The organism is Nonomuraea sp. IBHARD001, from assembly GCF_056106265.1.
Map to the genome: position 1 here is coordinate 7,307,397 of NZ_JBWBBW010000002.1, position 24,684 is coordinate 7,332,080.

Below are 24,684 nucleotides of genomic sequence, written 5' to 3' on the forward strand. Positions count from 1 at the left end.
TCCCATCGCGGGAGGGCACGAATGCCCCCCACTCCTGCTAAGGGTTCAGTACGCCGATCCGGCTCCGCCGCTCTGACGATTTCAGTCGTCATCGTCATCGTCCGGCGCCAAGGCCACTTCCAGCGCGTCGAGAGCACGCTGTCGTCGTGTGGAGGTGGATCTGGCCACTTCCCGCTCGATGATCCCCAGTGCCTCCGGGCTGCGCCGGACCATGCCTCGTACCAGGAACATCAGATACTCGAATACCGCGCCTTGCGCCTCTGAAGCCGCCCGGCCGATCAGTGGAAGCGCATCAGCGATGCGCGTACGGCAATACTCCTCGATGTCATGGCTCTGCCCCTCCACCATGACTTGCCCGCCGTACGAGGCTCCGCGATTGATGGCGTTGAGCAGGAGCCAGCCGTAGGCAGGCAGATTCCCTTCCTGATTCAGCTCATTCAGCAGAAGATCCACTACACCGGCGGCAGCCGAGTGGAGGTCTCCTTGAGTGACCACCAGGTTGAACAAGTATCGAAACGCGTTCAGCGCTTCTTCCTCTACCGGCGAGAGCAGTCGCTCGACCAACGGCGGCACACCGCTGCCGTCGCCACTCAGCGTTCGCAGACTCGCCCAGTCCCAGTTCACTGCACCCGTCATCTGCCCCACGCCCCATCAGGATCGGCCAGCACCCCAGGAGGGAACTGACTCTCTGCATTTCTTTCTTGGCATCGCGTACAGACGGCGGCGTCTTTTTCCGTGTCCGGGTGACGCGGGTTTCCGTAGCGAATGTTCGCCGGATCGGAGCCCATGTTCACCAGCTGTTCACGCGCGTTGTCCTCTGCGCAGAAAGGCCCGGCTCCGGACCGCTTCTTTCCGAAAACGCCTCTTCCATTGGTACAGTCCACTGCGCCGATGCCCATGACGTGCTTGTCTCTCTGCGTCTTCGACATGTTGCTGATCCCCTCATCTCTGATGCGATTGGCTTCAGCGAAGCACTGTTCATCGGTGAGCGGCTCGTCGTTGTGAACCAGGATGCCCTGGTCACCGACGACGACGTAATACGTGCTGAGCTCGTCGATCGTCAGGTTGTGGACGCGTTGGACGGCGGTTTGCCGTTCGACTGCGGTGACCTGGACGTAGGTGCCGGCTGAGGTCTGGAGCCAGGCACCGGGCTGGAGTTGGTCGGCGCGGACCCAGCGGCCGAGGTCGGGCGCCCAGAACGGGTGGGCGTCCGTCGCAGTGATGGGGGCACCGGTTTCGAGGCTGATCGAGACGAGGGTCTTGGGGCCCTCGCTGGTGATCAGATTGGTGACCGGCTTCGGCTCGGTACGGCCGGTGGCCGGGTCGGCGGCGAGCACCTGGTCGCCGATCTCGACTTGCTCGATCGCTTTGGTGGTGCCGTCGGCCAGGAGAACCTGCGTCCCGGCCACGAAGCTGCTCGGCCGGGTGCATCCGCCGCCGTCGAGGCCGGGGATGTCCATCGGGAGTTCGGGGACGATGTCCTCGATGATGTTGTCGATGACCTCATCGGCGGTGTCCTCGACGATGTCCTCGATCACGTCCTTGACGCAGCTGCGGACACTGCGGCAGCCCAGGTCGACATCGCCCATCGGGATGCCGAAGTCCTCGACAGCGGCCTCGATCAAGCCTTCCTTGACGTCCTTGCTGCTGCCCTTGCCTGCCTTCTTCGCGGCCTTGACGACCTTCTTGGCCGCCTTTCCTGCCTTCTTCGCCACCTGCTTGGCGGCCTTCTTCGCAGCCTTGCCCGCCTTCTTGGCCGCTTTTCCAACCTTCTTGGCGGCCTTGCCGACCTGCTTGCCCGCCTTCTTGGCGACCTGCTTGGCGGCCTTGCCGGTCTTCTTCGCCACCTGCTTGGCGGCCTTGCCGACCTGCTTGACCGCCTTGCCCGCCTGCTTGCCTGCTCGCTTCGCGCCTTGCTTGACGGACTGCTTCACCGCCTGTTTGACCGACTGCTTCCCGCCTTGCCTTGCCCCCTGTTTCGCGCCTTGCTTGGCTGCCTGCTTCACCGTCTGCTTGACGGACTGCTTCACCGACTGCTTGACCGCCTGCTTCACGACCTGCTTGACCGCCTGCTTGCCCACCGCCTGCGCGACGGCGCGTCCGACGGCGGTCCGTACGGCCACCTGGACGACCACGCGGACGGCGATGAAAAGCAGCGGAATGCAGAACGGACAGTTACCCGACGGGTCGGTGTAACCGAGAGGCGAGCCTCCGGCATAGGTGTAGCGGTTGAGATTGATCGACGGGTAAGGGCTGATCGTCCAGTCGTCGCGGGAGGCGAAGCCTCCGGTCCCCGGCATGTACCAGCGCGAGTGCATGTTCACCTTGCCCGTGGTGGGGTCGGTGTACTCGCCCTGGTAGCCGAGCCTGCGCTTGGTGCCCGTGCTGGCCGCCACCTCGCCGAAGGGGGTGTAGGCGACGCTGTCCACCAGGCCGGTGTCGGAGAAGGTGGCGACCACGTCGTCGTGCTGGTCGGTCAGGACGCCGAGCTTCACGCCGCCTTCGTCGAGGCCGAGCAGTTCGCCCGCCGGGCCTCGACCGAAGCGCGCCTTGACCACTCCGGCGGCGTCGGTCACGGCGGAGATGTCGTTCTCCAGCCCGCCGTACACGAATCGCTCGTCGTCGCGGGAGGTCAGGCGGCCCAAGCTGTCGTAGCCGTAGTCGACCTCGCCGTCCGAGACCATCTGGTCGAAGGCGTCGAACACCAGGTTCGTGGTGACACCGTCCGTGGTCTGCGAAGCCAGGGTGCCACGCGGTGAGTAGGCGTAGGTGCTGCCCGCCCCGCCGATGAGGCGGTTGCGCTCGTCGTAGGTGAAAGCGGTGGCGCCGACCTTGACCCGGTTGCCCGAGTCGTCCCACTCGTAATCGGTGACAGTGCCGTCGGGAGCCGTCCAGGAGGTCAGCCGATCCGCGCGGTCATAGCGATAGGAGTTGGTCCCGGCACCGGCCGTACCCGTGGTGGTCTTGCCGGTGAGGTTGTCGTCCTTGTCCCAGGTGTAGGCGATCGAGGCCAGCGGTGTGGAGCCGGGGCCGCGCAGCTCGTGGCTGACGACGCGGTCCATGCCGTCGTAGCCGTAGGTCTGAACGCCGGCCGGGTTCGCTGAGGTCAGTGTGGTCAGGCGGTCGGCCTGGTCGTAAGCGTAGGTGAAGGAGCGTCCCGAGACGGGGTCGCCGACCGAGGAGAGCCGGTCGTCGGCGTCCCATCCGAAGGTGGTGTCGCCGTTGACGTCCTGGCGCTTGGTCGGGTTCCCGTACTCGTCGTAGGTGAAGGCCGCGGTCTGGACACCAGCCTTAGTGATCGTGGTGAGCAGGCCCCGATCGTTGTAGCCGAGGTCGTACTCGCCGATCTTGGTACGGCGGCCCGCCTTGTCATATCCGAAGGCCCATTCAGGCGTCGCGGCCTGCGCGTTCGAGCCGTTCTGGCGGACCAGACGGCCCAGCGGGTCGTACTCGTTGTCGACACGCACGCCGCCCGGCTGCAGCGCCGCCAGCATGTTGCCGCCGCCGTCGTAGACGTAGGTCCAGGTACGGTCGGCCGCCGACGGGTGTGACGAGGTGGCTGGCTCGATCACCGACTCGGCCAGTCCCAGGCTGTTGTACGTCGTCCAGACCGTGTTGCCCCGGCCGTCGGTCGAGCGGGTGCGCTGACCGGTGGCGTCGTATCCGAAGGTGGTGGTGATCGACTTGTCGGCCGAGGCCGGCTCGATCAGCTCCACCAGGGCGTCGGAGGCGTCGAACACGCTGCGGATGGTATGCCCCTCGGCCGACGTCTCGCTGGTCTCGTTGCCGGCCAGGTCGTAGCCGAAGCCGATCTCGCGCAGCACGCCTCCCGCCGCGTCGGCCTCCTTGAGCGAGGTACGCCGTCCGGCCAGGTCGAAGTCCATCAGTGTGGTGTCGCCGAGCGGCCCCTTGACCTTCACCGCCCGGCCCATGAGGTCGTAGCCGTAGGTGGTGGTGTTGTTCGCCGGGTTCTTCTCGGTGAGGATCTGCCCAGCCGCGTTCACCGTCCATGTGGTGGTACGGCCGAGCGGCCCGACCTCCTTGACCCGGTCGCCCGCGTCGTTGTACTCCAGCGAGGTGATGAACGCCTGCGTCGCGGGGCTGCGCTCGATCAGTGTGGTGGTGATCGCCCGGCCGAGATCGTCGTAGGTGGACTGCACCCTGGCGCCCATCGGGTCCACGCCGGCCACCTGCTCACCGGCGAGATCGTACTCGTAGACCCACTGACCGGAGCCGGGCTCGGTCACCCGGACCCGGTTACCCAGGGCGTCGTACTCGGTCGTCCACACCGATCCTCTGGGGTCGGTCATCGCGGTGACCCGGCCCGCGTGGTCGTAGGTGTAGGCGGTGACCGGGTTCAGCAGGCCGCCGCCCGATGGCTGCTGGTAGGCCGGCGCGGTGGCCGACTTCAGCCGACCGAGCCGGTCGAACGCGGCCGTGCTGACGGCTCCCTCCGCATCCTCGGCGTGGGTGCGGTTGCCGACCGAGTCGTAGCCGTAGCGGCCGGTCGGCCTGGTCGTCACCGGTGCGGTGCCCTGCTTCTCCACTCGCACCTCGGGAGCCTTGACCTCCACCAGGCGATCGGCCGCGTCGAAGCGGTAGGCCGTGGTGAACGCGGCCGCGTCGGCGCCCGCCGCGTTGCCACGGGGGTCGGTCACAGTCATCGTCAGCCCACGCTCGTCGACCACCCGCGAGCTCACGATGTCGACGTCGCCGTTCTCGACCGTCTGGCGGATCAGCACGTCGTCGGCATTGTAGGCGTACTGCGTCGACTCCTCGCGCTGCGTGCCGGCGCCGGTTCGCGACGCCTTCAGGACGTTGTCGTTGGCGTCATAGGTGTAGGAGGTCGTGCGTGCTTCCCCTTCGGGATCGAACGTCCTGGACGTCAGCCGGTCGGCGGCGTCGTACACCGCGTCGCTGCGTTGCACGCCCCCTCCGGCGACCACGCGCACGATGTTGCCCGACGGGTCGTAGGTGTTGGCCTCCAGCACGACGTCCCTGGGAGTCGCCGAGCCGTTCAGCCGTACGTCGTCGGCGATGACCTGGGCCAGCAGGCCGTCGGCGAAGTAAGTGTAGGAGGTCTTGCGACCCATCGCGTCCACCTCGGAGGCGAGCCTGCCCTCATGGTCGTAGGCGTTGGACTCCAGGACGACGTCCTGCGGCGCGTGCGGCGCCACAGGGCTGCCGGTCCAGCCCTTGAGCGTCGTGGTCTCCAGTTCGTCACGCTTGGTGTAGGCGTACTCGAAGCGCACGCCCGCCTCGTCCACGACACTCGTCCGGTTACCTGCGCCGTCCCAGGTGTAGGCGACCGTGCCGTTCTCGGCCCCCTTGACGGTCTCGACCCGGCCGTGGGCGTCGTAGGTGTAGGTGACCATGCGGGCCGGATCGCCGCCGGTCAGGTCCGCGGCAGTCTCGGTGAGGGTGTTGCCGTCGGCGTCGTAGGTGTAGGAGACACGCGAGGTGTGGGTGACGCCGGAGACCTCGTTACGGACGCCGGGACCGGTGTGGGTGAGCAGCCGGGTACGGCCGTCGTAGGTGAAGGCCGAGGTGACTCCGTCTGGGTCGGCCTGGGTGGCCACGGTCTTGGAGCGCACTCTGCCGATCTCGTCGTGCGTGAAGCGGGTCACCAAGCCCTGGGGGCTACGCGTCTCGGCGAGGTCGCCGGAGGCGGTGTAGCGGTATGTCGTCTCGTTGTTCTTGGCATCGCGCTCAATCTTGAGCAGTCCTGCGGGCGTCTGGCCGCCGCCGACCGCGGCCTCGGTGCCATCGGTGTAGACCGATACGGCGGCCCTCCCCGTGGGGAAGTCGGCCGTCGGCGGGGTCGTCTCCTTGGTCTTCTCGCCGAAGGAGTTGAACGTCCAGGCGGTGAGGTACCTGTCGTCGACGGCCGAGCTCGAACGGCCGTCGCGCTGGGCGATCAACTGGTCGTTGCGGGGATCGAAAGGATCGTCGGCCTTGAGGTAGTAGTCGAAGTACTCGGTGAAGCAGGTGCCGACCACGCGGCACGTCTTCTTCGCGATCATGTTTCCGCGGGCGTTGAAGGACAGCTCGGCGCCGTTGCCGTTGCGGTCGACGACCTTGGCGAGGAAGCCGCCGGTGTCGTATCGGAAGGTCGTGCTCTTGCCGAGCTGGTCGGTCCTGGTGACCAGTCGGTGTCCGCGCTGCGCGTCGGTGGCGTAGGTGATCGTGTTGTCGCGCGGGTCGGTGACCTTGGTGGTGGCCAGGGTCAGCGAACTGGACTCGCGGGTGAAGACCGGGGCCGACACCTTCCACATACCACCGTTGGAGTCGACATGGGTGAGCAGCCTGCCACCGTCCGGAGCGTAGGCATTGTCCGCCCACACCCGGCCCGACGGCTGCACCACCTTGGTGAGCTGCGCTCTGGCCAGCCGGGCCGCGTGATGGGCGCGGACGACGCCCTCGCCCAGCGGCTTGGCGTAAACGGCGACCTCGTCGATGTCACCGACGAAGGAGAAGGATCCGGGCGTGGTCGTGGTCGACGGCCAACTCGGCGCGCCGTAGCCGGAGCCGATCCTGGTCTCCCATTGATCCCAGTGCCAGATCTGCCCGGCCAGGGCGCCGACGCGCTGACCGTCGAGGAAGAGGGTCTGCGAGGTTCCGGCCCCCGACAGCACGACGTGGTGCCAGTTGCCGTCGTTGACCGGCCCCGTCGAGGTGATCGGCTCCGGCTTGCCGGTGTAGAACTGGCCGCGAAGCTTGCCGTCCTTGCCCACGTACACGACGGGGGTGAAGGCCGAGGGGTCGCTCCACTCGGAGTTCTGGTAGCCGATCACCGTGCCGGACGCCGTGGTCTTGAACCAGGCCTCGACGGCCAGGTTGCTGCCCTTGCCGCTCACCGAGCCCGGCGGCAGGCGTACGTAGGAGGAGGTGGCCGTGCCCTTGAAGCGCATCGCGGTGTCGCCCGAGCCGCCCAGCGCACCCGGCACACCCGCGATCAGGTCGGCGGTGTAGCCGGTCACCTTGGCGTCGTCGATGCCCGCGTTCCATTCGGCGGCGCTGGCCACCTTCGTGCCGCCGACGGCCGTGGGCTCGTTGAGCCGCCAATAGCTGACCGGTCCGGTGTCCAGGGCCAGGCTGCGGTAGGTGTTGGCGTCACTGTAGGCGTAGGTCGTACAGGCGGTTGCGCTGTCCGGCGGGCATACCTTGGTCAGTTTGTCACCGTTGTAGGTGTAGCTCCAGGTGAGCGGCGTGCCGGCCACAGGGTCGGTGGAGACGCCGGTGACGTGGCTTCCGGTCCAGGTGAACGAGATCGACCGGCCGCCCGTCGCCGTGACCTTCTCGATCTTCCCGTCCGCGCCGTGGGTGAGCACCTGGGTACGACCCCGGCTGTCACTGATCTTGGTCAGCCTGGAGGAGGCGTCGAACCAATAGGAGGTGGACGACTTGTCCATAAGTCGCCAGCCGCCGCCCGCCACTGTGGCCAGCGTGGCGTAGGTGCCCGGCGGCGCCGCGTAGGTCCCGTCACCCTTGGCCGCGAACCGCAACTGCCGGCCATCCGGGTAGGTGATCAGCAGCGTCGAGGTCTGACTCTCGTCCTCGACCCGCATGTCCCAGCGGGTCGACCAGCCGACCCCGAACGCACCGTCGGCACGCTGGTCGAGGCTGTTGTAGGTACGCGTGATCGACAGCGGCGGTCCGGCCACGGGGATCGCCAGATCGGTGACCGAGTGGCTGTAGTTACCGGCGACGTGGTTAAATTCGCGGCCGTTCGTCCCTGTCGTCAGCAGAGAGTTGAGCGAGCCCTGCTCGGGTGCGGTCACGAAGGTCCGCCAGGCCGAGGTGGTCTGTGCGGTGGCCGTGCTCGCCTTGGCGTACCACCAGTAGGTCTCTCCCCACTTCAGCTTCTCCTCAGGGATGCGCCAGCTCCCCTCCTTCCCCCACTCGTAGGAGGATTCGCACCACGTCCAGGCGTCCTTGGCTCCGGCGCAGATCTGGAACCAGTAGGTGACGGGCGACTCGTCCAGCGGCCTGGCATTGGCCGACAGTGTCGGCGTCAGCGCCCCCACCTGGGTGTTGTCCTCGGGATAGAACGAGGTGAACGGCAATGCGGTGATCTTGGCGCTCTGCCATTCGGTCCAGGGGCCCGTGGCGTTGGACACCGTTACGGCGCGCACCCGCCAGCGGATCTGCCAGCCGTCGCTCAGCTTGGCCGTGGGCACCTGAGTCCAGGCGTTGGTGCCCGAGGCGTAGGACTTCGCGCCCTTGCCCGCCCAGATCAGGCCGGTGCCCTGATCGGTTGCGGTGGGGTCGTGCTCAACCTCGACGCCGAGGAAGGCGGGGCGACTCTCCGGGTCGGTCACCTTGGCGTAGAGCCATGGGGTACGGGTCGTGGCAGTCCACGAGACGGTGCCGCGCGCGGCCGGCGACATGCCCGGCGCCTCGACCGACGGCTTGTTCAAGTCAACCTTGGCCGATTCCCAGTCCGACCAGGGGCCCTTGACGCCGTTGGCGGTGGCTCCCCTGACCCGCCAGCGCACCAGCCAGCCGTCGGTCAGCTTGGCCGTGGGCACCTGCACCCAGGCATTGGCATCGGAGGCCGCAGCGGTGGCGCCCTGCCCGGCCCAGATGAGGCCGGAGCCCTGCGCCGTGGCGGTGGGGTCGTGCTCGACCTCGACGCTGAGGAAGGCAGTGCGGCCCTCGGGCGAGGTGACCTTGGCGTACACCCAGGGAGTGAGCGTGGGCACCGTCCACAGGCCGCTGCCCTTGGTACCGGGTGTCAGGCCCGGCGCGCTGACGGCGGTCTGGGTCAGCGACACCCGGCCGGTCTGCCAGTCGGTCCAGGCGCCCACCGCGCCCGACGTCGGCACTCCCCTGACCCGCCATCGAACGAGCCATCCGTCGGTCAGCTTGGCCATGGGCACCTGCACCCAGGCATTGGCACCGGAGGCGTAGTTCGTCGTGCCCTTGCCTTCCCAGATCAGGCCGGTGCCCTGGCCCGGCACCGACGGGTCGTGCTCGACCTCGACGCCGAGCGCGGCGGCGACGCCGTTCGGGGTGGTGATCTTCGAGTAGAACCACGGGGTCAGCGAGGCGAACGTCCACAGACCGTCGCCCTGCGTGCCGGGTACGACGCCCAGTCCGGTGCCCGCGGGCGAGTTGACCTCGACCTTGGCGATCTGCCAGGTCGACCAGGGGCCGTAGAGGGTGCCCGACACACTGGTGTGGCCGCGCGCCCGCCAGCGGATCAGCCAGCCGTCGCGCAGCTTGTTCGAGGGGACGGTGAGGGAGATCGCGGAGCCTGAGGCGCTACCGGCGCCGGTGGCGCCGGTCCATATCCGCCCGTTGCCCTGGGCGGGCACAGAGGGATCGTGCTCGACATCGATCTCAACCCCGACGCTGCGGCCGTCCCCGTCGGACACGGTGGCGGCGAGGGCGGGTGTCAGCGACGTCAGAGTCGACAGGCTCGTGCTCAGCGATCCCGGCGACACCGACAGCGACGACACCGCCGGCTTGGTGATGTCCAGCCGTGCGTACTGCCAGGTCGACCACGGACCGTAGAGGGTGCCGGACGCGGAGGTGTGGCCGCGTACCCGCCAGCGGATCAGCCAACCGTCCTTGAGCTGGTTACCGGCGACGGTGAAGCGGACGGCCGCTCCCGAGAGGTTGCCGGAGCCGCTCTCAATGGCATAGATCTGGCCGACTCCCTGCGCCGGGACAGAGGGGTCGTGCTCGATCTCCAGGCGCATACCGACGTTGCGCTCGGCCGGGTCGGTGACCCTCGCCTCGATCCACGGCGTTCTCGAGGACAGTACGGCCATGCCGCCGGTGACCGCGGTGCCCGGACCGGCGGCGAGCTGGGAGACCGCAGGCTTGCCGATATCGATCCTGGCGGTCTGCCAGGCCGACCACGGTCCGTACAGCGTTCTGGAACCATCTGTGATGGTAGCGCCTCTGGCCCGCCAGCGGATCAACCAGCCGTCCCTGAGCTTGCCCGAGCCCACGGTCTCGGTGATGACGGTGCCGTTGTGGTAGCCCACTCCTCCGTTGGTGGACCAGATCAACCCTGAGCCCTGGCCGAGCGCCGACGGGTCGTGCTCGACCTGCACGGACATGCCGACGCTGCGTTCGTCGGGGTCGATGATCCTGGCACTGAGCTCGGGCGTCAGCGAGGTGAGCTCGGTCAGGCCGCCGCTCTCGGTGCCGGGCCAGGCCGCGAGCTCGCTGGCCAGCGGCTTGGTGACGTCAACCTTGGCCGACTGCCACAACGACCACGGCCCGTACAGGTAGAGGTTGTCCGCGCCCACGGTGAGGCCACGCACACGCCAGCGGACCAACCAGCCGTCCTTGAGTCTGCTCGAAGGCATGTCTACTGAGGCCACTGAGCCCGACGGGTAACCCGACCCGGTGGTATCGGACCAGATCCGGCCCGTGCCCTGACCTGCCGCAGCCGGGTCGTGTTCGACCTCGACGGTGATACCGACCGGGCGTCCGTCGGGGTCGACAACCCTGGCCTCGAACGAGGGGTCGAACGCGGCGATCGTCCACAGGCCGCCGTCGTTGGAGGCAGGCCATACCCCCAACGAGGAGACCGAGGGCTTGCTGATGTCCACCTTGGCGCTCTTCCAGCCCGACCACGACCCGAACACGTACTGGTTGCCCGACCCCACTGTGAGGCCACGGACACGCCAGCGGATCAGCCAGCCGTCGCTCAGCTTGCCGGACGGGACGGTATGTCTGAGCAGGGAGCCGCTGGGGTTGCCCGAGCCGCCCGTGTAGTCCCAGATCAGGCCGGTACCCTGCGCGGGTACGGAGGGGTCGTGCTCGACCTCCACGGCGAGGCCCACGTTGCGTGCGTCGGGGTCGTCGACCCTGGCTTCGAACCACGGCATCTGTGAGGACAGCGTCGTCTGGCCGCCCTCCTCGGTGCCGGGTCCCGTGCTGCGCTGGGAGACCGCCGGCTTGCTGATGTCGAGCCTGGCGCTCTTCCAGCCGGACCAGGCGCCGTAGACGCTGCCGGTGCCGCTGTCCCAGGTGTGGCCCCGCGCCCGCCAGCGGATCGTCCAGCCGTCGCTGAGCTTCCCCGTCTCGACGGTGAACCGGATCGCGGCGCCGCTGCTGTGGCCCGAGCCGCCCTCGTAGGCCCAGATCTCCCCGGTGCCCTGTTGCGGCACCGAAGGGTCGTGCTCGACCTGCACCTGAAGGCCGACGGTGTCGCCTGCGGCGTCGTGGACCCTGGCCTCCAGCCAAGGCGTGGGGGACGACAGCACCATGACACCGTCTGCGGCCTGCGTGCCGGGACCGGCCTGGAGCATGGCGATCGTGATGTCCGCCGGCACCGAGGCACGAGCTTGGGCAGGTGGTACGGCCGCTGCCCCTCCCACAGGGGCGATCGGCGGGACGGCAGGTGGTGGCGGTGTGTCCTGCTTCAGCGCTTCTGGCAGAGGCGGTGCGCTCTTGAGGCCACCGGTGGCCGGCTCGTCGGCAGGCTCATGCCGGGCTTCGAGCGGCAGTGCCCCCTTGGGCCGCTTGCCGCCCTCCGGCAGAGCCGCCGGGCCTTGCTGGGTCACCGAGGGGTCGACCAGATGGGGCAGGCCCTTGGCCGTACCGCTCTGCTGGACGGGCAGGCTGAGTGGAACGGGAACGGGATCAGCTGCCACCGGGAAGGCACTGAGCTGCGCCATGCTTGGTAACAGCGCCACGGCGAGCACCGCCGCCAAGCGAGCCCGCCACCGGCTCGGTCCGTCGATCCCCAGCCCAAATCTGCTTGCGCGCATGCGACCGCCCCTATGCCCCGTAAGCCGTCCAGTACGGAGAGATCAACTTCTCCGCGAACGGTCAGGAAGCTATCAGGGCGCTCTAAATAATCTCTAGACGGAACAAATGCGCATCAGAAACGATGACACCCAAAGGCGTATACAGCACCGAACACGCGGACACCATCCGCCGAACATGCTCAAGCACAGGTTTCGACCGACGAAAGCAGTTACTCAACACACCCGCGCCGTCACCATCAGCGCGCTTACGCGAAGCGCATGCCTGTCTAGATGAACTCGTCGCGAAACAAGCGCCCCTCGTAAACCTGGTCCATGGCGACTCTTGCGACCGCCAAGGAATGCTCCGGGTCGGTCCAGTCGGGCAGGTAGCGCCTCAGTACACGCGCCACGCGAAGGCGGATCACCGGATTGGCGTCCACCAGGAAACCCCGCGTGGTCGCCACCGCCTCCTCCCCCCAACCCGTCCGGCCGAAGAGCGTGGTCACGGCAGCGGCCAGGTCGCCTCGCACCACGAGGTCCGTCTCGCTCCGAAGCGCCTCGACACACCACGGCAGCGCCTCATCGGGGTCCGCGGCCTCGCCTAGCAACTCGATACTCGCACCCCGTAGCGCGACCTCCGGATGAATGGCGAGTGCCCAGACCACGTGCATGCCCTCCGAGATCGCCGACCGGCATTCGTACTCTTCGGTCCCCGGCCGCATGTCGAGCGGCGGCGCGCACACACCGTTGACAGCCGCGACACAGTCGATGAGCTGCAGCGCATAGTTCCGCCACGCGAACGCGGGATCCGCGACCAGTCCCCACAACTGCCTGACCACCGATGCGGTTCCTGCCACAACGAGGAGCGAGCAGCTGAAGTACTCCCCCTCGATCCCGGCGGCCGCGTGAGCGGCCTCATCATCCGTCGGGGCGGCGCGAAGCGTGTGCACCACCGGCTACCACTCCTGTGACAGGCCCGACATACGGCGCAGGTACTCGTCCTCGTCGATCTCCCCGGCGGCGTAGCGGCGGCGCAGGATCTCGCGTGGCTCCTCCGCCGACGACCTGCGCGGGGCGGGCTTGGACCTGCGGTTGTTGGCCAGCATCACGCCGAAGATGACGGCCGCGACGAGGGCGATCAGCAGGAGCGGCAGGACGAGGCGCAACATGCACCGATGATACGTGTCATCGTTGGAGGCGTGGAGACGGCGTTCGTACTCGGTGGTGGCGGTGTGCTCGGTGCGCACGAGGTGGGCATGCTGCGTGCCCTCGACGAGGCGGGCGTACGGCCCGACCTGGTGGTCGGCACGTCGGTGGGCGCGCTCAACGGTGTCCTGGTGGCGGCCTCGCCCGAGGACGCGGTCAAGCGGCTGACGGGGCTGTGGGGGTCGGACGTCGTGCGGACGGCGTTCACGGGGTCGCTGCTGACGCGTATCTCGACCCTGGCCAGGACCGGCACGCATCTGCATCCGATCTCGCCGCTGCGCAGGCTGATGGAGGAGACGATCCCGGTCTCGCGCATCGAGGACCTGGCGGTGCCGTTCCAGTGTGTGGCCGCCTCGATCGAGAAGGCCAGTGCGCATTGGTTCACCGAGGGGCCGGTCGTCGACGCCGTGCTCGCCTCGTGTGCGGTGCCGGGGCTGCTGCCGCCCGTACGGGTGGGTGGCGAGAGCTTCTTCGACGGCGGGCTCGTGCACAGCATCCCGGTCGGCAGGGCCGTGCACCTGGGGGCGAGGCGGATCTTCGTCCTGCATGTGGGCAGGATCGAGCAGCCGCTGAGCCGGCCCAAGCGGCCCTGGGAGGTGGGCACGGTGGCGTTCGAGATCGCCAGGCGGCATCGGTTCGCCGAGGAGATGGCCGCGTTGCCGCCTTCGGTGGAGGTTCATGTGCTGCCCGCCGGTGCAGATTCCTTGAGCTCACCGCTCCGCTACCGCGATTTTTCGGCTATTGGTGGATACATCGACAGGGCTTATCGGGCGTCGGCTCGATACCTTGCCGCCCTGTGAACCGCCTTATGACAGGAGGCCCGGCGTGCTTCCCCCTCGTATCCTGCGGCGGTTGATCCTGGCGCCGTTGCTGATCCCGCTCACTCTGTTCATGATCGTCACCCTGCCGGTCTGGCTGCTCGTCGCCGCCGCGGCCTCCATGCGGCTGCCCAGGCCGCAGCGGCGCAGTGCCAGGCTCGTGTGGTTCCTCGTGGTGTGGATGACGCTGGAGTGCGGGCTGCTGGTGTCGTGCCTGGCGCTGTGGGTGGCCAGCGGGTTCGGCGGGCGGCTGCACCGCGACAACCACCAGGTCAGGCACTACTCGCTGATCCGCTGGTTCCTGTCCAAGGTCTACAACGTCGCCGTGGCCATCTTCCAGCTCAGCGTCGACGTCGAGGAGCCCGAACACACCCCGCAGGAGCTGGCCAGCCGAGGCGCACGCCCGGTCGTCGTGCTGTCCAGGCACGCGGGACCCGGCGACTCCTTCCTGCTGATCCACCACCTGCTCACCCAGTACGGCAGGCAGCCCAGGATCGTGATGAAGGCCGCACTCCAGCTCGACCCTTCGCTCGACGTCGTGATCAACCGCCTGCCCAACGCGTTCGTCCCCCGCAAGGTCGCCGAGAGCGGCGTCATCGAGGAGATCAAGCGCCTGGCCGCCACCATGGACGACGACGACGCGCTCGTGATCTTCCCCGAAGGCGGCAACTTCACCCCGCGCCGCCGCAGGGCCGCCATCCAGCGCCTGGAGGACAAGGGCCTGACCGAGGAGGCCGAACGCGCCCGCGGCCTCGACCACCTGCTGCCACCACGCCCGGGAGGCGCGATCGCCGCCATCGACGCCTGCCCGCAGGCCGATGTGGTGTTCGTCGCGCACACCGGGCTCGACGAGCTCATCACGATGCGCGACGTCTGGCACCACCTGCCGGTGCGTGCCCACATCAAGGTCAAGTGGTGGCGGGTGCCGAGCGCGCAGGTGCCGAGGGAACGCGAGGCGCAGGCCCGGTGGCTGTTCGACCAGTGGGAGGCCATCGACGCCTGGATCGCCGCCAACCGCACGCACCCGGTGATCAAGAACTGACCTCAGATGTCTTGTGCGAGGGGCACGACCTGGGTCAACCTTGATCCCCGTGACCTTCTTCCCCGCCCGAAACTTCCCCGCCCGAAACGCCCTGTGATGTTCCGTCGGCTCCTGGGCGTCGACGGCCGCCGCCCCACCCCGCGCGAGGAGGGCCCCGCCGAGCGCGCCCGCGCCGCCGGACAGTACGGCGAGCGCCTGCTCGACGAGGCGCGCGAGGAGCTCAACAGGGCCGACGTCAAGGCCCAGGTCCTGCTCAGCACCGCGGGGATCGGCCTGGGCGCGGTCGCCGCCGGACTGCTGGCCGGCACCTGGGCGCCGGTGTCGCTGCCCGACTCGGTGGAGTGGCTCTGGTGGCTGGGCGTCGGAGCGACGCTGGCCGCGGTCGGCGCGCTCGCCGGAGCCGTGTACCCGCGTCTCGGGCAGGCCAGGCGGGTGGGCTCGCTGGCCTACTTCGGCGACGTCGCCAAGCACGTCACGCCTGCCAGCCTGGCCAAGGCGCTCGACGACGCCCACCAGCCGGACCTGCTGCGCATCGCCGAGCAGCTGCTGCAGATCAGTGTGATCGTCCGGCGGAAGTACCGGCTGATCAGGTACGGCTTCTGGCTGCTGTGCGGAGGCGTCACCGGCGCACTCGCCTCGGTGATCATCGGCTGGATCATCAAGTCCGCGACGCCGTGACCCCGCCGCCTCAGGGCGCGCCCGGCGGCAGGAACGGATAGGCCGGGAGCGGGCCGGTCAGCAGGCGGGTGAGGGCGGCGGTGTCGAGGTGCCGCTCGACCAGGTCGCCCAGGGCGTCGAGCCTGCTCTCCCGCAGCGCCTCGAACGACACGTCAGGCGCGGGGGTGAAGTCACGTCCGGCCCTGGCCGCGACGTCGGCGAGAAAGGCACGCCGGAAGCCGTCGTTCTCCAGAGCGCCGTGCCACGTGGTCCCGTACGTCGCGCCGACCCGGCACCCGTCGAGGAACGGCTCCCCGCCCCGAACGGTGACGACGCCGTGATGGATCTCGTAGGCCGCCACGCGCTCGCCGTACGCGCTGCCCACAGGACGGCCGAGCGTCTTGTCCTCGGCGAAGGTCACGTCGGCGGGCAGCAGACCGAGCCCCGGTACGGCTCCCGCCTTCGACTCGACCTCGTCGAGGATCCGTCCGGCCAGCATCTGGTACCCGCCGCAGATCCCGAGCACGGGCCCCCCGGCGGCGGCGCGTGCGACGACGGCGTCGGCGAGGCCGCGTGCGCGCAGCCAGGCCAGGTCGGACACCGTGGCCCTGGAACCAGGCAGCACGACCAGGTCGGCGTCGTCGAGTTCGGCGGGCGAGGTGACGAAGCGCAGCACCACACCGGGCTCGGCGGCCAGCGCGTCGACGTCCGTGAAGTTGGAGATACGCGGCGGACGCACCACCGCCACCCGCAACGTCTGGCGACCGCGCGCCTCCTGGGCGGGCACCGAGCGGCTGTCCAGGGCGAGGGAGTCCTCGACGTCCATCCACAGGCCGTCGAGCCAGGGCAGCACGCCGTACACCTCGCGTCCGGTCAGGCCGCGCAGCATGTCGAGCCCCGGCTGCAGCAGTTCGGCCGCGCCCCTGAACTTGTTGACCACGAACCCCGCCACCAGCGCCTGGTCGGCGGCCTCCAGCAGTCCGACCGTGCCGTAGAAGGCGGCGAACACGCCTCCCCTGTCGATGTCGCCGACCACGATGACGGGCAGGTTCGCGGCTCTGGCCAGGCCCATGTTCGCGATGTCGCCGCGTCTGAGGTTGATCTCGGCCGGGCTGCCCGCGCCTTCGCAGACCACCACGTCGTACTGCTCGCGCATCCGGCTCAGCGACTCCAGGGCGACCTCGCGCAGACGGTCCTTGAGCGCGCCGTACTCCATCGCGTCCACGTCGGTCAGCGGTCTGCCCATGACCACGACCTGACTACGGCGGTCGCTGCCCGGTTTGAGGAGGATGGGATTCATGTCGGCCGTCGGTTCCAGCCCGGCCGCCCTGGCCTGCATGGCCTGCGCCCTGCCGATCTCGGCGCCGTCCGCCGTGACGAACGAGTTCAGCGACATGTTCTGCGCCTTGTACGGCGCCACGCGCACGCCCTGGCGGGCCAGCCAGCGGCAGATGCCCGCGGTGACCACGCTCTTGCCCGCGTCCGACGTCGTCCCTGCGACCAGCAGTGCACCCTTCACGGGTGCCATCTTGCTGCATCACCGCACAACGGCCGAAGGCCGCTCCCCCACGCCGGGGAAGCGGCCTTCGGTGCGGACCGGCTAGCGGCCCTGCAGTGACTTCACATTGTCGCCGAAGGTCCAGCCCTTCGAGCCGTCCCAGTTGATGGACCAGGTCATCAGGCCCTTGAGCTGGCCGCTGAAGCTGTTCCAGCTCTGGCTGACCAGCGACGGGCCCATGTGGCCGCCACCGGCGCCCGGCTGGGCCGGAAGGCCGGGGACCTGCTTGTCGTAGGGCACCTTGATCGTGGTGCCCTGGATGACCAGGCCGTTGTTGAGGCAGGTGGTCTGGGCCACGAAGCCCTGCACGGTGCCTGCGCCGTAGGAGTCGCCGGTGCAGCCGTACATGCTGCCGTTGTAGTACTGCATGTTCAGCCACCACAGGCGGCCGTTGTCGGCGTACTTCTTGATGATCGGCAGGTACGCGCCCCAGATCGAGCCGTAGACGACGCTGCCGCCGGTGACATAGGCCGTCTCCGGGGCCATGGTCAGGCCGAAGTTCGAGGGCATCTGGGCGAGCACGCCGTCGATGATGCGGATGAGGTTGCTCTGCGAGGCGGACAGCGTGTTGATGTTGCCGCTGCCGGCCAGGCCGGTCTCGATGTCGATGTCGATGCCGTCGAAGTTGTACTTCTTGAGGATCGGCACGACGGTGGCGACGAAGCGGTCGGCGACGGTGGCGGAGCTGAGGTCGATGCCGGCGGTCGCGCCGCCGATCGACATCAGGATCGTCATGCCGTCAGCCTTGGCCTGGCACATCTCGGCCGGGGTCGCGACCTTGACGGTGACGTCCATGCCGTCTTCCCACAGGACCGTGCCGTCGGAGCGGATGACGGGGAAGGCGGCGTTGATCACGTTGTAGCCGTGCTGCTTCATGCGCGGGTCGGTGATCGGGATCCAGCCGAGCGGCGGGTGCACGCCGTTGATGGCGCCGTCCCAGTTCTCCCAGTAGCCGTGCAGGACCTTGCCGGTGGGCCGCGACTTGACCGCGCAGGTGGGGCTGGTCGGGGTCACGGTGGGCGTGGGCGACACGGTCGGCGTCGGAGACACCGTCGGGGTCGGGGAAACCGTCGGGGACACCGTCGGCGTCGGCGACACGGTCGGCGTGGGCGACACGGTCGGCGTCGGGGACACCGTCGGGGAGACGGTCGGCGAAGGCGTGGAGCCCGGGCCGTCGAAGTTCACGTCGTCGACGTTGTAGGTGCCCTGGCCGTACCAGCCGTGGGTGTAGACCTCGGCGCTGGTCTGGCTCGCCGACGTGGTGAAGGACACCGTCAGCTGGGCGTAGGAGGAGGCGGAGGAGGTCCAGCGGGCCTGGCCGCCGGTCACGCCGAGATAGACGTAGCTGCCGCGTACCCAGGCGCTGAGCGTGTAGGCCGTGCTCGGCCTGACGCTCACGGTCTGGGTGCACTTGGCGTTGTCTGAGCCGCTGGCGGCGGCGGCGAGCGCCTTGGTGCCGCTGCGGACGGGAGTGCTGACGATCGAGCCCAGGCCGCCGGTACACGACCAGGGCGACAGGGTTCCGGTCTCGAAGCCCGGATTCACAAGGAGGTTGGCGGCGTTGGCCGACGTCTGAGTGACGAGGACGCCTGCGAGTGCCAGCAGCAGTGACACTGCCAGCACCAGGAGGCGGGGGGTTCGCTTCATGGGGGGAGAACCCTTCTGTTGCCCGGACGCGATTTGTCACCGGGCACTGACGGAGCGGCGGTTAGTAGCGGGGCCGCGGTGATGGGTGGCTCGCGAGTAGCAAGTTGACCGAATTATCGGAAGAAATTCGGTCATTGTCCATCAGAAGTTGATAACCCGTCATTGTTCACTTCTAGACACTTATTCGGGCATCTTTGGCGACGAGGGGCGCTTACCCGGGTTGACCTGGGACGTCAGGAAGACGGGTCAGGCTGACTTCGTCGGGTCCTCGGCCGGGTCCTTGCTCGGGTCCTTGCTCGGGTCCTTGGTCACGTACGGCGAGACCGTCGGACGGCCGCCACACCGAGGGCCACCGCGGTCGCCGCCAGGCTCACCACGCGCGTCAGCCGTACGGCGCGCCTGATGTCGCCCACCTCGGGCTTGTGCCCCTCCCCCAGCTCCGGCCGGTGCTCGACCCGGCTCCCGTACACATTCGTGCCGCCGAGCCGCACCCCCAGCGCGCCCGCGAACGCCGCCTCGCACCTGCCCGCATTGGGACTGGGATGGCGGTGCCCGTCCTTGAGCAGCACGCGTGCCGCCCGGCCCGGCGATCCGCCCACCAGCGGCGCCCCGAGCACGGCCAAGGCGCCCGTCAGCCTGGCCGGAACTACGTTCGCCACGTCGTCGAGCCTGGCCGAGGCCCAGCCGAAACGCTCGTACCGTGCCGACCTGTGGCCGACCATCGCGTCCAGCGTGTTGATCGCCCGATACCCCAGCAGACCGGGCACCCCGGCGACCGCCCCCCACAACAACGGCGCCACGACGGCGTCGGAGGTGTTCTCGGCCAGCGACTCCACCGTCGCCCTGGCCAACTCGGGCGGCTCCAGCACCGAAGGGTCGCGCCCGCACAGGTGCGGCAGCCTGCGCCTGGCGGCTTCGAGATCGTCGCCCTCCAGATGGCCGGCCATCAGGGCGCCCTCGCGGGCCAGCGTCGTGCCGCCGAGCACCGCCCACGTCGCCACCGCCGTCACCCCGGCCCGCGCCACCGGACTACGCCGCGTCAGCCACTCGGCCGCCGCCCCCAGCCCCACCGCCGCGCCCACGGCCAGGGCCGTGTAACCCGCACCCGCCGCCCGCGCGTCCCGATGCGTCCGGCGCTCCAGCGTGCCCGCCGCCCGGCCGAACACCGCCACCGGATGCCAGCGCGAACGCGGATCACCGATCACCGCGTCGAGCGCCACCCCCGCGGCCAGTCCCGCGACCCGCGACCATCGCTTCTCACACCAGATATCCACGAATCTCATCTTCGTGCACGTCCAGCCATGCCGCCGCACGCCTGATCCGCTGCCCGGCGCCGCCCGCCCACAACCGGGCCCACGCGCCGCCCTCGCTCTCCGCACGGTCGCGCATCACCAGATACGACCGGTCGAACCGCGTGCGCGCCACATCGACGAGCCGGCGCCGCTCCCTCGCGCCCAGACCGTAGGCGTCGCAGAACAGACGCACCCGCGCGCCCACCTCGACCCCGCGCTGGCACGGCTGGCGATCCAGCGGATCGGCGAAAGGCGCCCAATGCCGCAACGTCGTCACCACGTCGAACAACCGCGTCGTCGGCCTGGCCAGATCGAAGTCGATCAACGCATAGGGCAGGCCGTCACGGCGCACGACATTGTCGGGTGTCACATCGCAGTGCCCGATCACCTCGGGCGGCGCGTCGTCGTTGGAACCGCCGATCCACCCGTGCCCCGCCAGCGGGAACCCGGCCGTGGCGTCATGGAAGCGGCGCAGCAACCGCGCGAGTGCGACCAGGCTCTCCTCGCTCGCCGTCGCGGCTCCGGCGCCGCACTGCCCCGGCAGATAGGTGAGCACCTCGCGCCCGGCCCCGTCGAGCCCCATCGCCCGGGGCGCACCGTCGAAGCCCGCGGCCTCCAGGTGCCGCAGCAGGGCGTGCACAGCGGGCGTCGAACGGCCCACGGGTCTGCGCACCGTGCTGCCGACACGCACGACCCCGTCCGTCACGACCCCGCCCTGCAGCGGAATCTCATGAAGGGTCGTCGCCACCATGCGACCACAGAATAGAGCAAGGCCCTTGGAACGCGCCGCCGTTTTCCCAGGCGCATGTGTCGTTCGGCCCGCCCGGGGCCCGCTCCCCCTACGGTGAGGTCCCGTGCCGATCCTGCTCTCCTTCGCCGCGTTCCTCATGACGCTCGCGGGAGGCCTCGTCGCCCTGCGCGTACGCGACCACCGCCACCTCGTACTCGGCGCAGCGGCCGGTGTCATGCTCGGCGTCGTCGCCTTCGACCTGCTGCCCGAAGCCCTCACGCTGAACACCGTGATCCTGCACGGCGTGCCCCTGCCCATGCTGACGTTCGCACTCGGCTTCCTCGCCATGCACGGCGTCGAGCGTTCGCTGGCCGTACACGACTCCCAGGAGGGCGCCTACGCGCCGCACGTCCATCACCACCACTCGGTCGGCCTCACCGCGGGCAGCGCCCTCGTCCTGCACAGCCTCCTCGACGGAGCCGCCATCGGCGCGGCCTTCCAGTCCGGCGGCACGGTCGGCCTCACCGTCGCCGTCGCCGTCATCGCCCACGACTTCACCGACGGCTTCAACACCTACACACTCACCACCCTGTACGGCAACGCCCGCCGCCGCGCGCTCGTCCTGCTCGGCCTCGACGCCGCCGCCCCCGTGGCCGGAGCCGCCCTCACCACGCTCATCACCATCCCGCACGGCGTCCTGTCCGCCTACCTCGGCTTCTTCGCCGGTTTCCTGCTGTACCTGGCGACCGCCGACATCCTGCCCGAGGCCCACACCACCCGCCGCCAGCCGTACCTCACCCTCGCCACCACCCTCACCGGAACGGCGTTCATGTGGCTGGTCATCGGCTTCGCCGGCTGAGCCCGTCGCATACTCGCCGAAGGCGACACAGGACACTATGCTCTACGCTGTGTACGCGCGGGAGCCGCATCGGCACCCGGCCCCTGGCACCCTTAGCTCAGCTGGATAGAGCACCGGACTTCTAATCCGACGGCCGCAGGTTCGAATCCTGCAGGGTGCGCTTCCTTTTCCTGAATATCAGCGGGCTGACCTGGTTCTTCTTCTGATCTGAGCGATGATCTCGAAAGCCGCTGGATGTCAGTAGAGGCCGTGCACTGCACCTTCATGCCACTGGTCACGGACCATACACGGAATGCGTTGGCCTCTTGTTCCCCCGATAGATCACCGATTCTGAGCCCGATCACCAAAGGACTCCGGTGGTCTCCGGAGCCCCGTTTCGCCTTCGTGCTTCATGCGGCCAAGGCGTCAAGGATGCGCTGGTTTGCCACCTCACGTTGTCCGTCAATGCACTTGGCGCAAGCCGAGCCGGAGACCAGTCCACTGACCAAATGCCGGCGCGACCGAGCCACTACCGGATCCTCCGGGCCGATTCCCAGCAGGCCCACCGCATCGTTGGAGGGCGCTCCTCGGCGAACCGGATCGTCTTGCCCTGTTCGCGGTGTCGGCGCGCGAACCTGCCGGAGGCAAATCCGCGAACCGGCGAATGAGATCGAGCGAAGACGTCTTGTGTGTGCTCGGCGACAGTCAGCCCTTCGCCTTGCAGAGCCAGAAGGGCGCCGCGGATCGTCATCCGCGCAACGCCGTAATGTTGCATGAGCTCGGCTACTGAGGTCACTTTGTCGCCCACGGCAACCGCGCCTCGCTCGGTCGCGCATGCCTGATGTGACGGCAGCTCTGCCACCACCACTCCTCAGCGCGTAACCAACCGCATAGCCCTCCTTCACAAGCAGCGGAGGTAATCCGATGGATCACCAGGACACGCACTCCGTCAGCGTGGCAGGCGTGATCATCGACGATCGGGGACGAGCACTCCTCACCCAGCGCAGAGACAACGGCCACTGGGAGGCACCCGGCGGCGTACTGGAGTTGAACGAGGACATCACCAGCGGCCTGCTGCGCGAGGTCTACGAGGAGACCGGTCTGACAGTCGAACCGGTCGCACTGAGCGGCGTCTACAAGAACATGGCCCGAGGCGTCGTCACGTTGGTCTTTCGATGCAAGGCCATCGGCGGACACATCTCCGTGACCGACGAGACCCGAGCGTTCCGCTGGGTTACCGAGACCGAGGTACGAGAGCTCTCATCCGAGGCCTTCGCCATCCGCGTGCTGGATGCCATGCACCGTACCCAGCCGCCCGCCGTACGCCACCACGATGGCGTCCAACTGTTGGGGAGCTAGCAGAACACATCCGGCATCTCACCCGAGCATCTGGGGATCGTGCCGAACTGTTCTCGTAGGTATTCAAGGCGGCGGCGCGCGCCGCGCCGCCGCATCAGCCGTATGCCCTCCGCGCTGCGCGTGCGGCCGAGCTGGAAGGTGGATCTCCTCATTCGCCGTCGGCCCAGGCGCATCGGCCCTCGGGACCAGGGACCGATCGCTAGAGGGCGATGCCCGAGCGGTGTGTCTTCCAATGCTGGCTGAGCCATTTCAGATGTCCCGCCGACAAAGGGACACGGACAGGTGAGCCATGGAGGCTTGCGTACTCGGAGAACGCCTTGAGCGAGTGTGCGGCATCGATCGTTCTTGTGCCGGGGTGGATGGACAGCTGGCCTAGGTCGAAGAGCCGGTGAATGTCTCTGCGCATGAGCAGGCCACCATGGGAATGGTGTCTTGCTTGATCCGCATAGCTGTAGAGGTGCGCTGCTTCGAGAACGGCGTCGGGTGCCGGACCCGTGAAGGCGCAGATGTACCCATGCTCTCGGAGGAGACGCCGACGGAAGTCTGCTTGGCCGATGCGGACTCTGACGGTAGCGGTCGAGTGTCCGCCGCGGATTCGGACCTGAGTGTTGTGGAGAAGCGGTAGCGGAAACCCCTCGATGCGCTGCTCTATCGCCTTCGTAAAAGCCGACCAGTCGAGCTTGCGGAAGCTGTGCTGGGTTCCAGGGACAACACAAAGCTGCCGAAGCTCGCTGCCGGACAGCACGCCTGCCAGGTCGATCCAGGCTGCCTCGTGTTGCGAGGCGTAGGACGTGACTTCCTTCTCCTGGCGTGCGGCAACGTCAAACTCGCCCTTGCACCCATAGCATCTATAGAGCGGCTGCTGCACTTCGCGGGTCTTGATACTGGAATTCCCGCAGTCGGGGCACTTGTATATGGACTTCTGGATCTGGGCGGTCATGATCTTCTCGATCACTGAGACGCCCAGCAGCGTGTCTTTGTCCCATAGCGCGATCACATCGCCCGCTGCCACTGCCGCCGAGTGCGGAACAGTGCTGTCCCATCGGTAGGACTCGCTCGGGATGTCGGCGTACCCATCGTTGCCGCCATGCTCCCGCTTGCCCGACACGGTCAGTGCCAGCCAAGCCGTCGGCTCGCTCATAGTCCCCCCGGGAGGTTGCGGTGAGAGTCTCAACGCTAGCCAGCGTCACCGACAAAAGGGCAGGTTTCATGGCCGACTGAGCGCCCAGCGCCAAGCTCTTTGGGAGCCACATTGGGAGCCACCGCGCCGACCGGCTGGCATCTCGCCGGAGATCGCTTGCACCGCTGCCTGCTGTGCCTTCCATCAGGTGGCCGCAGACATCCTTCCTGATGGAGATGCCAAGTGCCCGACTGCCTCCGGGGAGTGCCGCGAAGGCAAGAGCCTCAGAGGTTGCGATCCTTCACCAGACCACCGGCTCCAGACGGTCCACCAATGGCGTGTCAGACCAGCCCGAACACGCTGGGGCAGCGCAGACCCGAGCAGCTGATGCCGGTTTGCCACGGCCCCGGAGGCGCTGCCCACATGTCGTCTCACGATCGCCAGAGGGCTCCGGGAACTGCGGGTGGTAAGAGCGCTCCTCCAAGCGATTAGCGTCCGACCAGCCAAGACACCTGGACCTCTTGAAGCTCTCCCACACCGACAGCAAGGACTTCTGCATGATCCGGAACGTGCACAGCAAGCCCAGCGCTCCTCCTGGCCATGCAACGATCGGCTTTGGGGAACGATCACGAGGAGACGCTTTGTCTGGCGGCTGTCGCAGGCACAGACGCACTTCTGGGGATCATCGTCGAGCGAGCAGGCC

General features: G+C 68.3%; 15 protein-coding genes and 1 tRNA gene. 6 read left to right on the forward strand and 10 right to left on the reverse strand.

All coding sequences use genetic code 11. From position 1 onward, the window contains the following. Nucleotides 1–81: 81 nt before the first annotated feature. From ACTWNK_RS34830 to ACTWNK_RS34845, 4 genes are all read right to left on the reverse strand, one after another. On the reverse strand, nt 82–645 hold the full coding sequence (locus ACTWNK_RS34830; protein ID WP_474309162.1) for a hypothetical protein: 564 nt from the start codon (nt 643–645) through the stop codon (nt 82–84). Beyond that, nucleotides 633–11,642 carry a polymorphic toxin-type HINT domain-containing protein gene (locus tag ACTWNK_RS34835; protein ID WP_474309163.1) on the reverse strand — a complete coding sequence of 3,670 codons (11,010 nt, stop codon included), beginning with the start codon at nt 11,640–11,642 and terminating at the stop codon, nt 633–635. Before ACTWNK_RS34835 ends, ACTWNK_RS34830 begins: the two co-directional genes overlap by 13 nt. Before the next feature lie 359 nt (nt 11,643–12,001). Continuing rightward, nucleotides 12,002–12,667 carry a hypothetical protein gene (locus ACTWNK_RS34840; RefSeq protein ID WP_474309165.1) on the reverse strand — a complete coding sequence of 222 codons (666 nt, stop codon included), beginning with the start codon at nt 12,665–12,667 and terminating at the stop codon, nt 12,002–12,004. A gap of 3 nt (nt 12,668–12,670) precedes the next feature. Beyond that, nucleotides 12,671–12,883, reverse strand: coding sequence for an SHOCT domain-containing protein (locus tag ACTWNK_RS34845; protein ID WP_474309166.1), 213 nt, complete (start codon nt 12,881–12,883; stop codon nt 12,671–12,673). Between the two features lie 6 nt (nt 12,884–12,889). Between ACTWNK_RS34845 and ACTWNK_RS34850 the strand changes: the two genes are divergently transcribed. The 3 genes from ACTWNK_RS34850 to ACTWNK_RS34860 all read left to right on the forward strand — a co-directional run bounded on the left by ACTWNK_RS34850 (nt 12,890) and on the right by ACTWNK_RS34860 (nt 15,458). Further along, nucleotides 12,890–13,720, forward strand: a complete 831-nt coding sequence (locus ACTWNK_RS34850) for a patatin-like phospholipase family protein (RefSeq protein ID WP_474309167.1) — start codon at nt 12,890–12,892, stop codon at nt 13,718–13,720. A gap of 25 nt (nt 13,721–13,745) precedes the next feature. Continuing rightward, nucleotides 13,746–14,780, forward strand: a complete 1,035-nt coding sequence (locus ACTWNK_RS34855; RefSeq protein ID WP_474309168.1) for a 1-acyl-sn-glycerol-3-phosphate acyltransferase — start codon at nt 13,746–13,748, stop codon at nt 14,778–14,780. A 96-nt stretch (nt 14,781–14,876) separates the two neighbouring features. Beyond that, nucleotides 14,877–15,458 carry a Pycsar system effector family protein gene (locus tag ACTWNK_RS34860; RefSeq protein ID WP_474309169.1) on the forward strand — a complete coding sequence of 194 codons (582 nt, stop codon included), beginning with the start codon at nt 14,877–14,879 and terminating at the stop codon, nt 15,456–15,458. 10 nt (nt 15,459–15,468) lie between these two features. Here ACTWNK_RS34860 and ACTWNK_RS34865 read toward each other — a convergent pair whose 3' ends face one another. The 4 genes from ACTWNK_RS34865 to ACTWNK_RS34880 all read right to left on the reverse strand — a co-directional run bounded on the left by ACTWNK_RS34865 (nt 15,469) and on the right by ACTWNK_RS34880 (nt 20,685). After that, nucleotides 15,469–16,965 (reverse strand): cobyric acid synthase, encoded by a 1,497-nt coding sequence (locus tag ACTWNK_RS34865; RefSeq protein WP_474309170.1) that lies wholly within the window; start codon nt 16,963–16,965, stop codon nt 15,469–15,471. Nucleotides 16,966–17,037: 72 nt separating this feature from the next. Next, a complete protein-coding gene (locus tag ACTWNK_RS34870; protein ID WP_474309171.1) occupies nt 17,038–18,642 on the reverse strand; it encodes a carbohydrate binding domain-containing protein in 1,605 nt (534 codons plus the stop codon). Nucleotides 18,643–18,950: 308 nt separating this feature from the next. After that, nucleotides 18,951–19,916, reverse strand: coding sequence for a cobalamin biosynthesis protein (locus tag ACTWNK_RS34875; RefSeq protein WP_474309172.1), 966 nt, complete (start codon nt 19,914–19,916; stop codon nt 18,951–18,953). Further along, nucleotides 19,900–20,685: a phosphotransferase gene (locus ACTWNK_RS34880; protein ID WP_474309173.1), complete on the reverse strand. Its 786-nt coding sequence runs from the start codon at nt 20,683–20,685 to the stop codon at nt 19,900–19,902. Before ACTWNK_RS34880 ends, ACTWNK_RS34875 begins: the two co-directional genes overlap by 17 nt. A gap of 103 nt (nt 20,686–20,788) precedes the next feature. On the opposite strand from ACTWNK_RS34880, the gene ACTWNK_RS34885 reads away from it, so the two are divergent. Together ACTWNK_RS34885 and ACTWNK_RS34890 are read left to right on the forward strand one after the other, a co-directional pair. Further along, nucleotides 20,789–21,523 carry a ZIP family metal transporter gene (locus tag ACTWNK_RS34885; protein ID WP_474309174.1) on the forward strand — a complete coding sequence of 245 codons (735 nt, stop codon included), beginning with the start codon at nt 20,789–20,791 and terminating at the stop codon, nt 21,521–21,523. A gap of 86 nt (nt 21,524–21,609) precedes the next feature. After that, nucleotides 21,610–21,683: transfer RNA gene (locus tag ACTWNK_RS34890), tRNA-Arg, on the forward strand. Between the two features lie 348 nt (nt 21,684–22,031). Here the strand turns inward: ACTWNK_RS34890 and ACTWNK_RS34895 are convergent. Next, on the reverse strand, nt 22,032–22,364 hold the full coding sequence (locus ACTWNK_RS34895; protein WP_474309175.1) for a GntR family transcriptional regulator: 333 nt from the start codon (nt 22,362–22,364) through the stop codon (nt 22,032–22,034). 62 nt (nt 22,365–22,426) lie between these two features. Here ACTWNK_RS34895 and ACTWNK_RS34900 point away from each other — a divergent pair, with 62 nt between their 5' ends. Further along, nucleotides 22,427–22,861: an NUDIX hydrolase gene (locus ACTWNK_RS34900; RefSeq protein ID WP_474309176.1), complete on the forward strand. Its 435-nt coding sequence runs from the start codon at nt 22,427–22,429 to the stop codon at nt 22,859–22,861. A gap of 199 nt (nt 22,862–23,060) precedes the next feature. Here ACTWNK_RS34900 and ACTWNK_RS34905 read toward each other — a convergent pair whose 3' ends face one another. Then, a complete protein-coding gene (locus tag ACTWNK_RS34905) occupies nt 23,061–24,002 on the reverse strand; it encodes an HNH endonuclease (RefSeq protein ID WP_474309177.1) in 942 nt (313 codons plus the stop codon). Nucleotides 24,003–24,684: the final 682 nt, after the last annotated feature.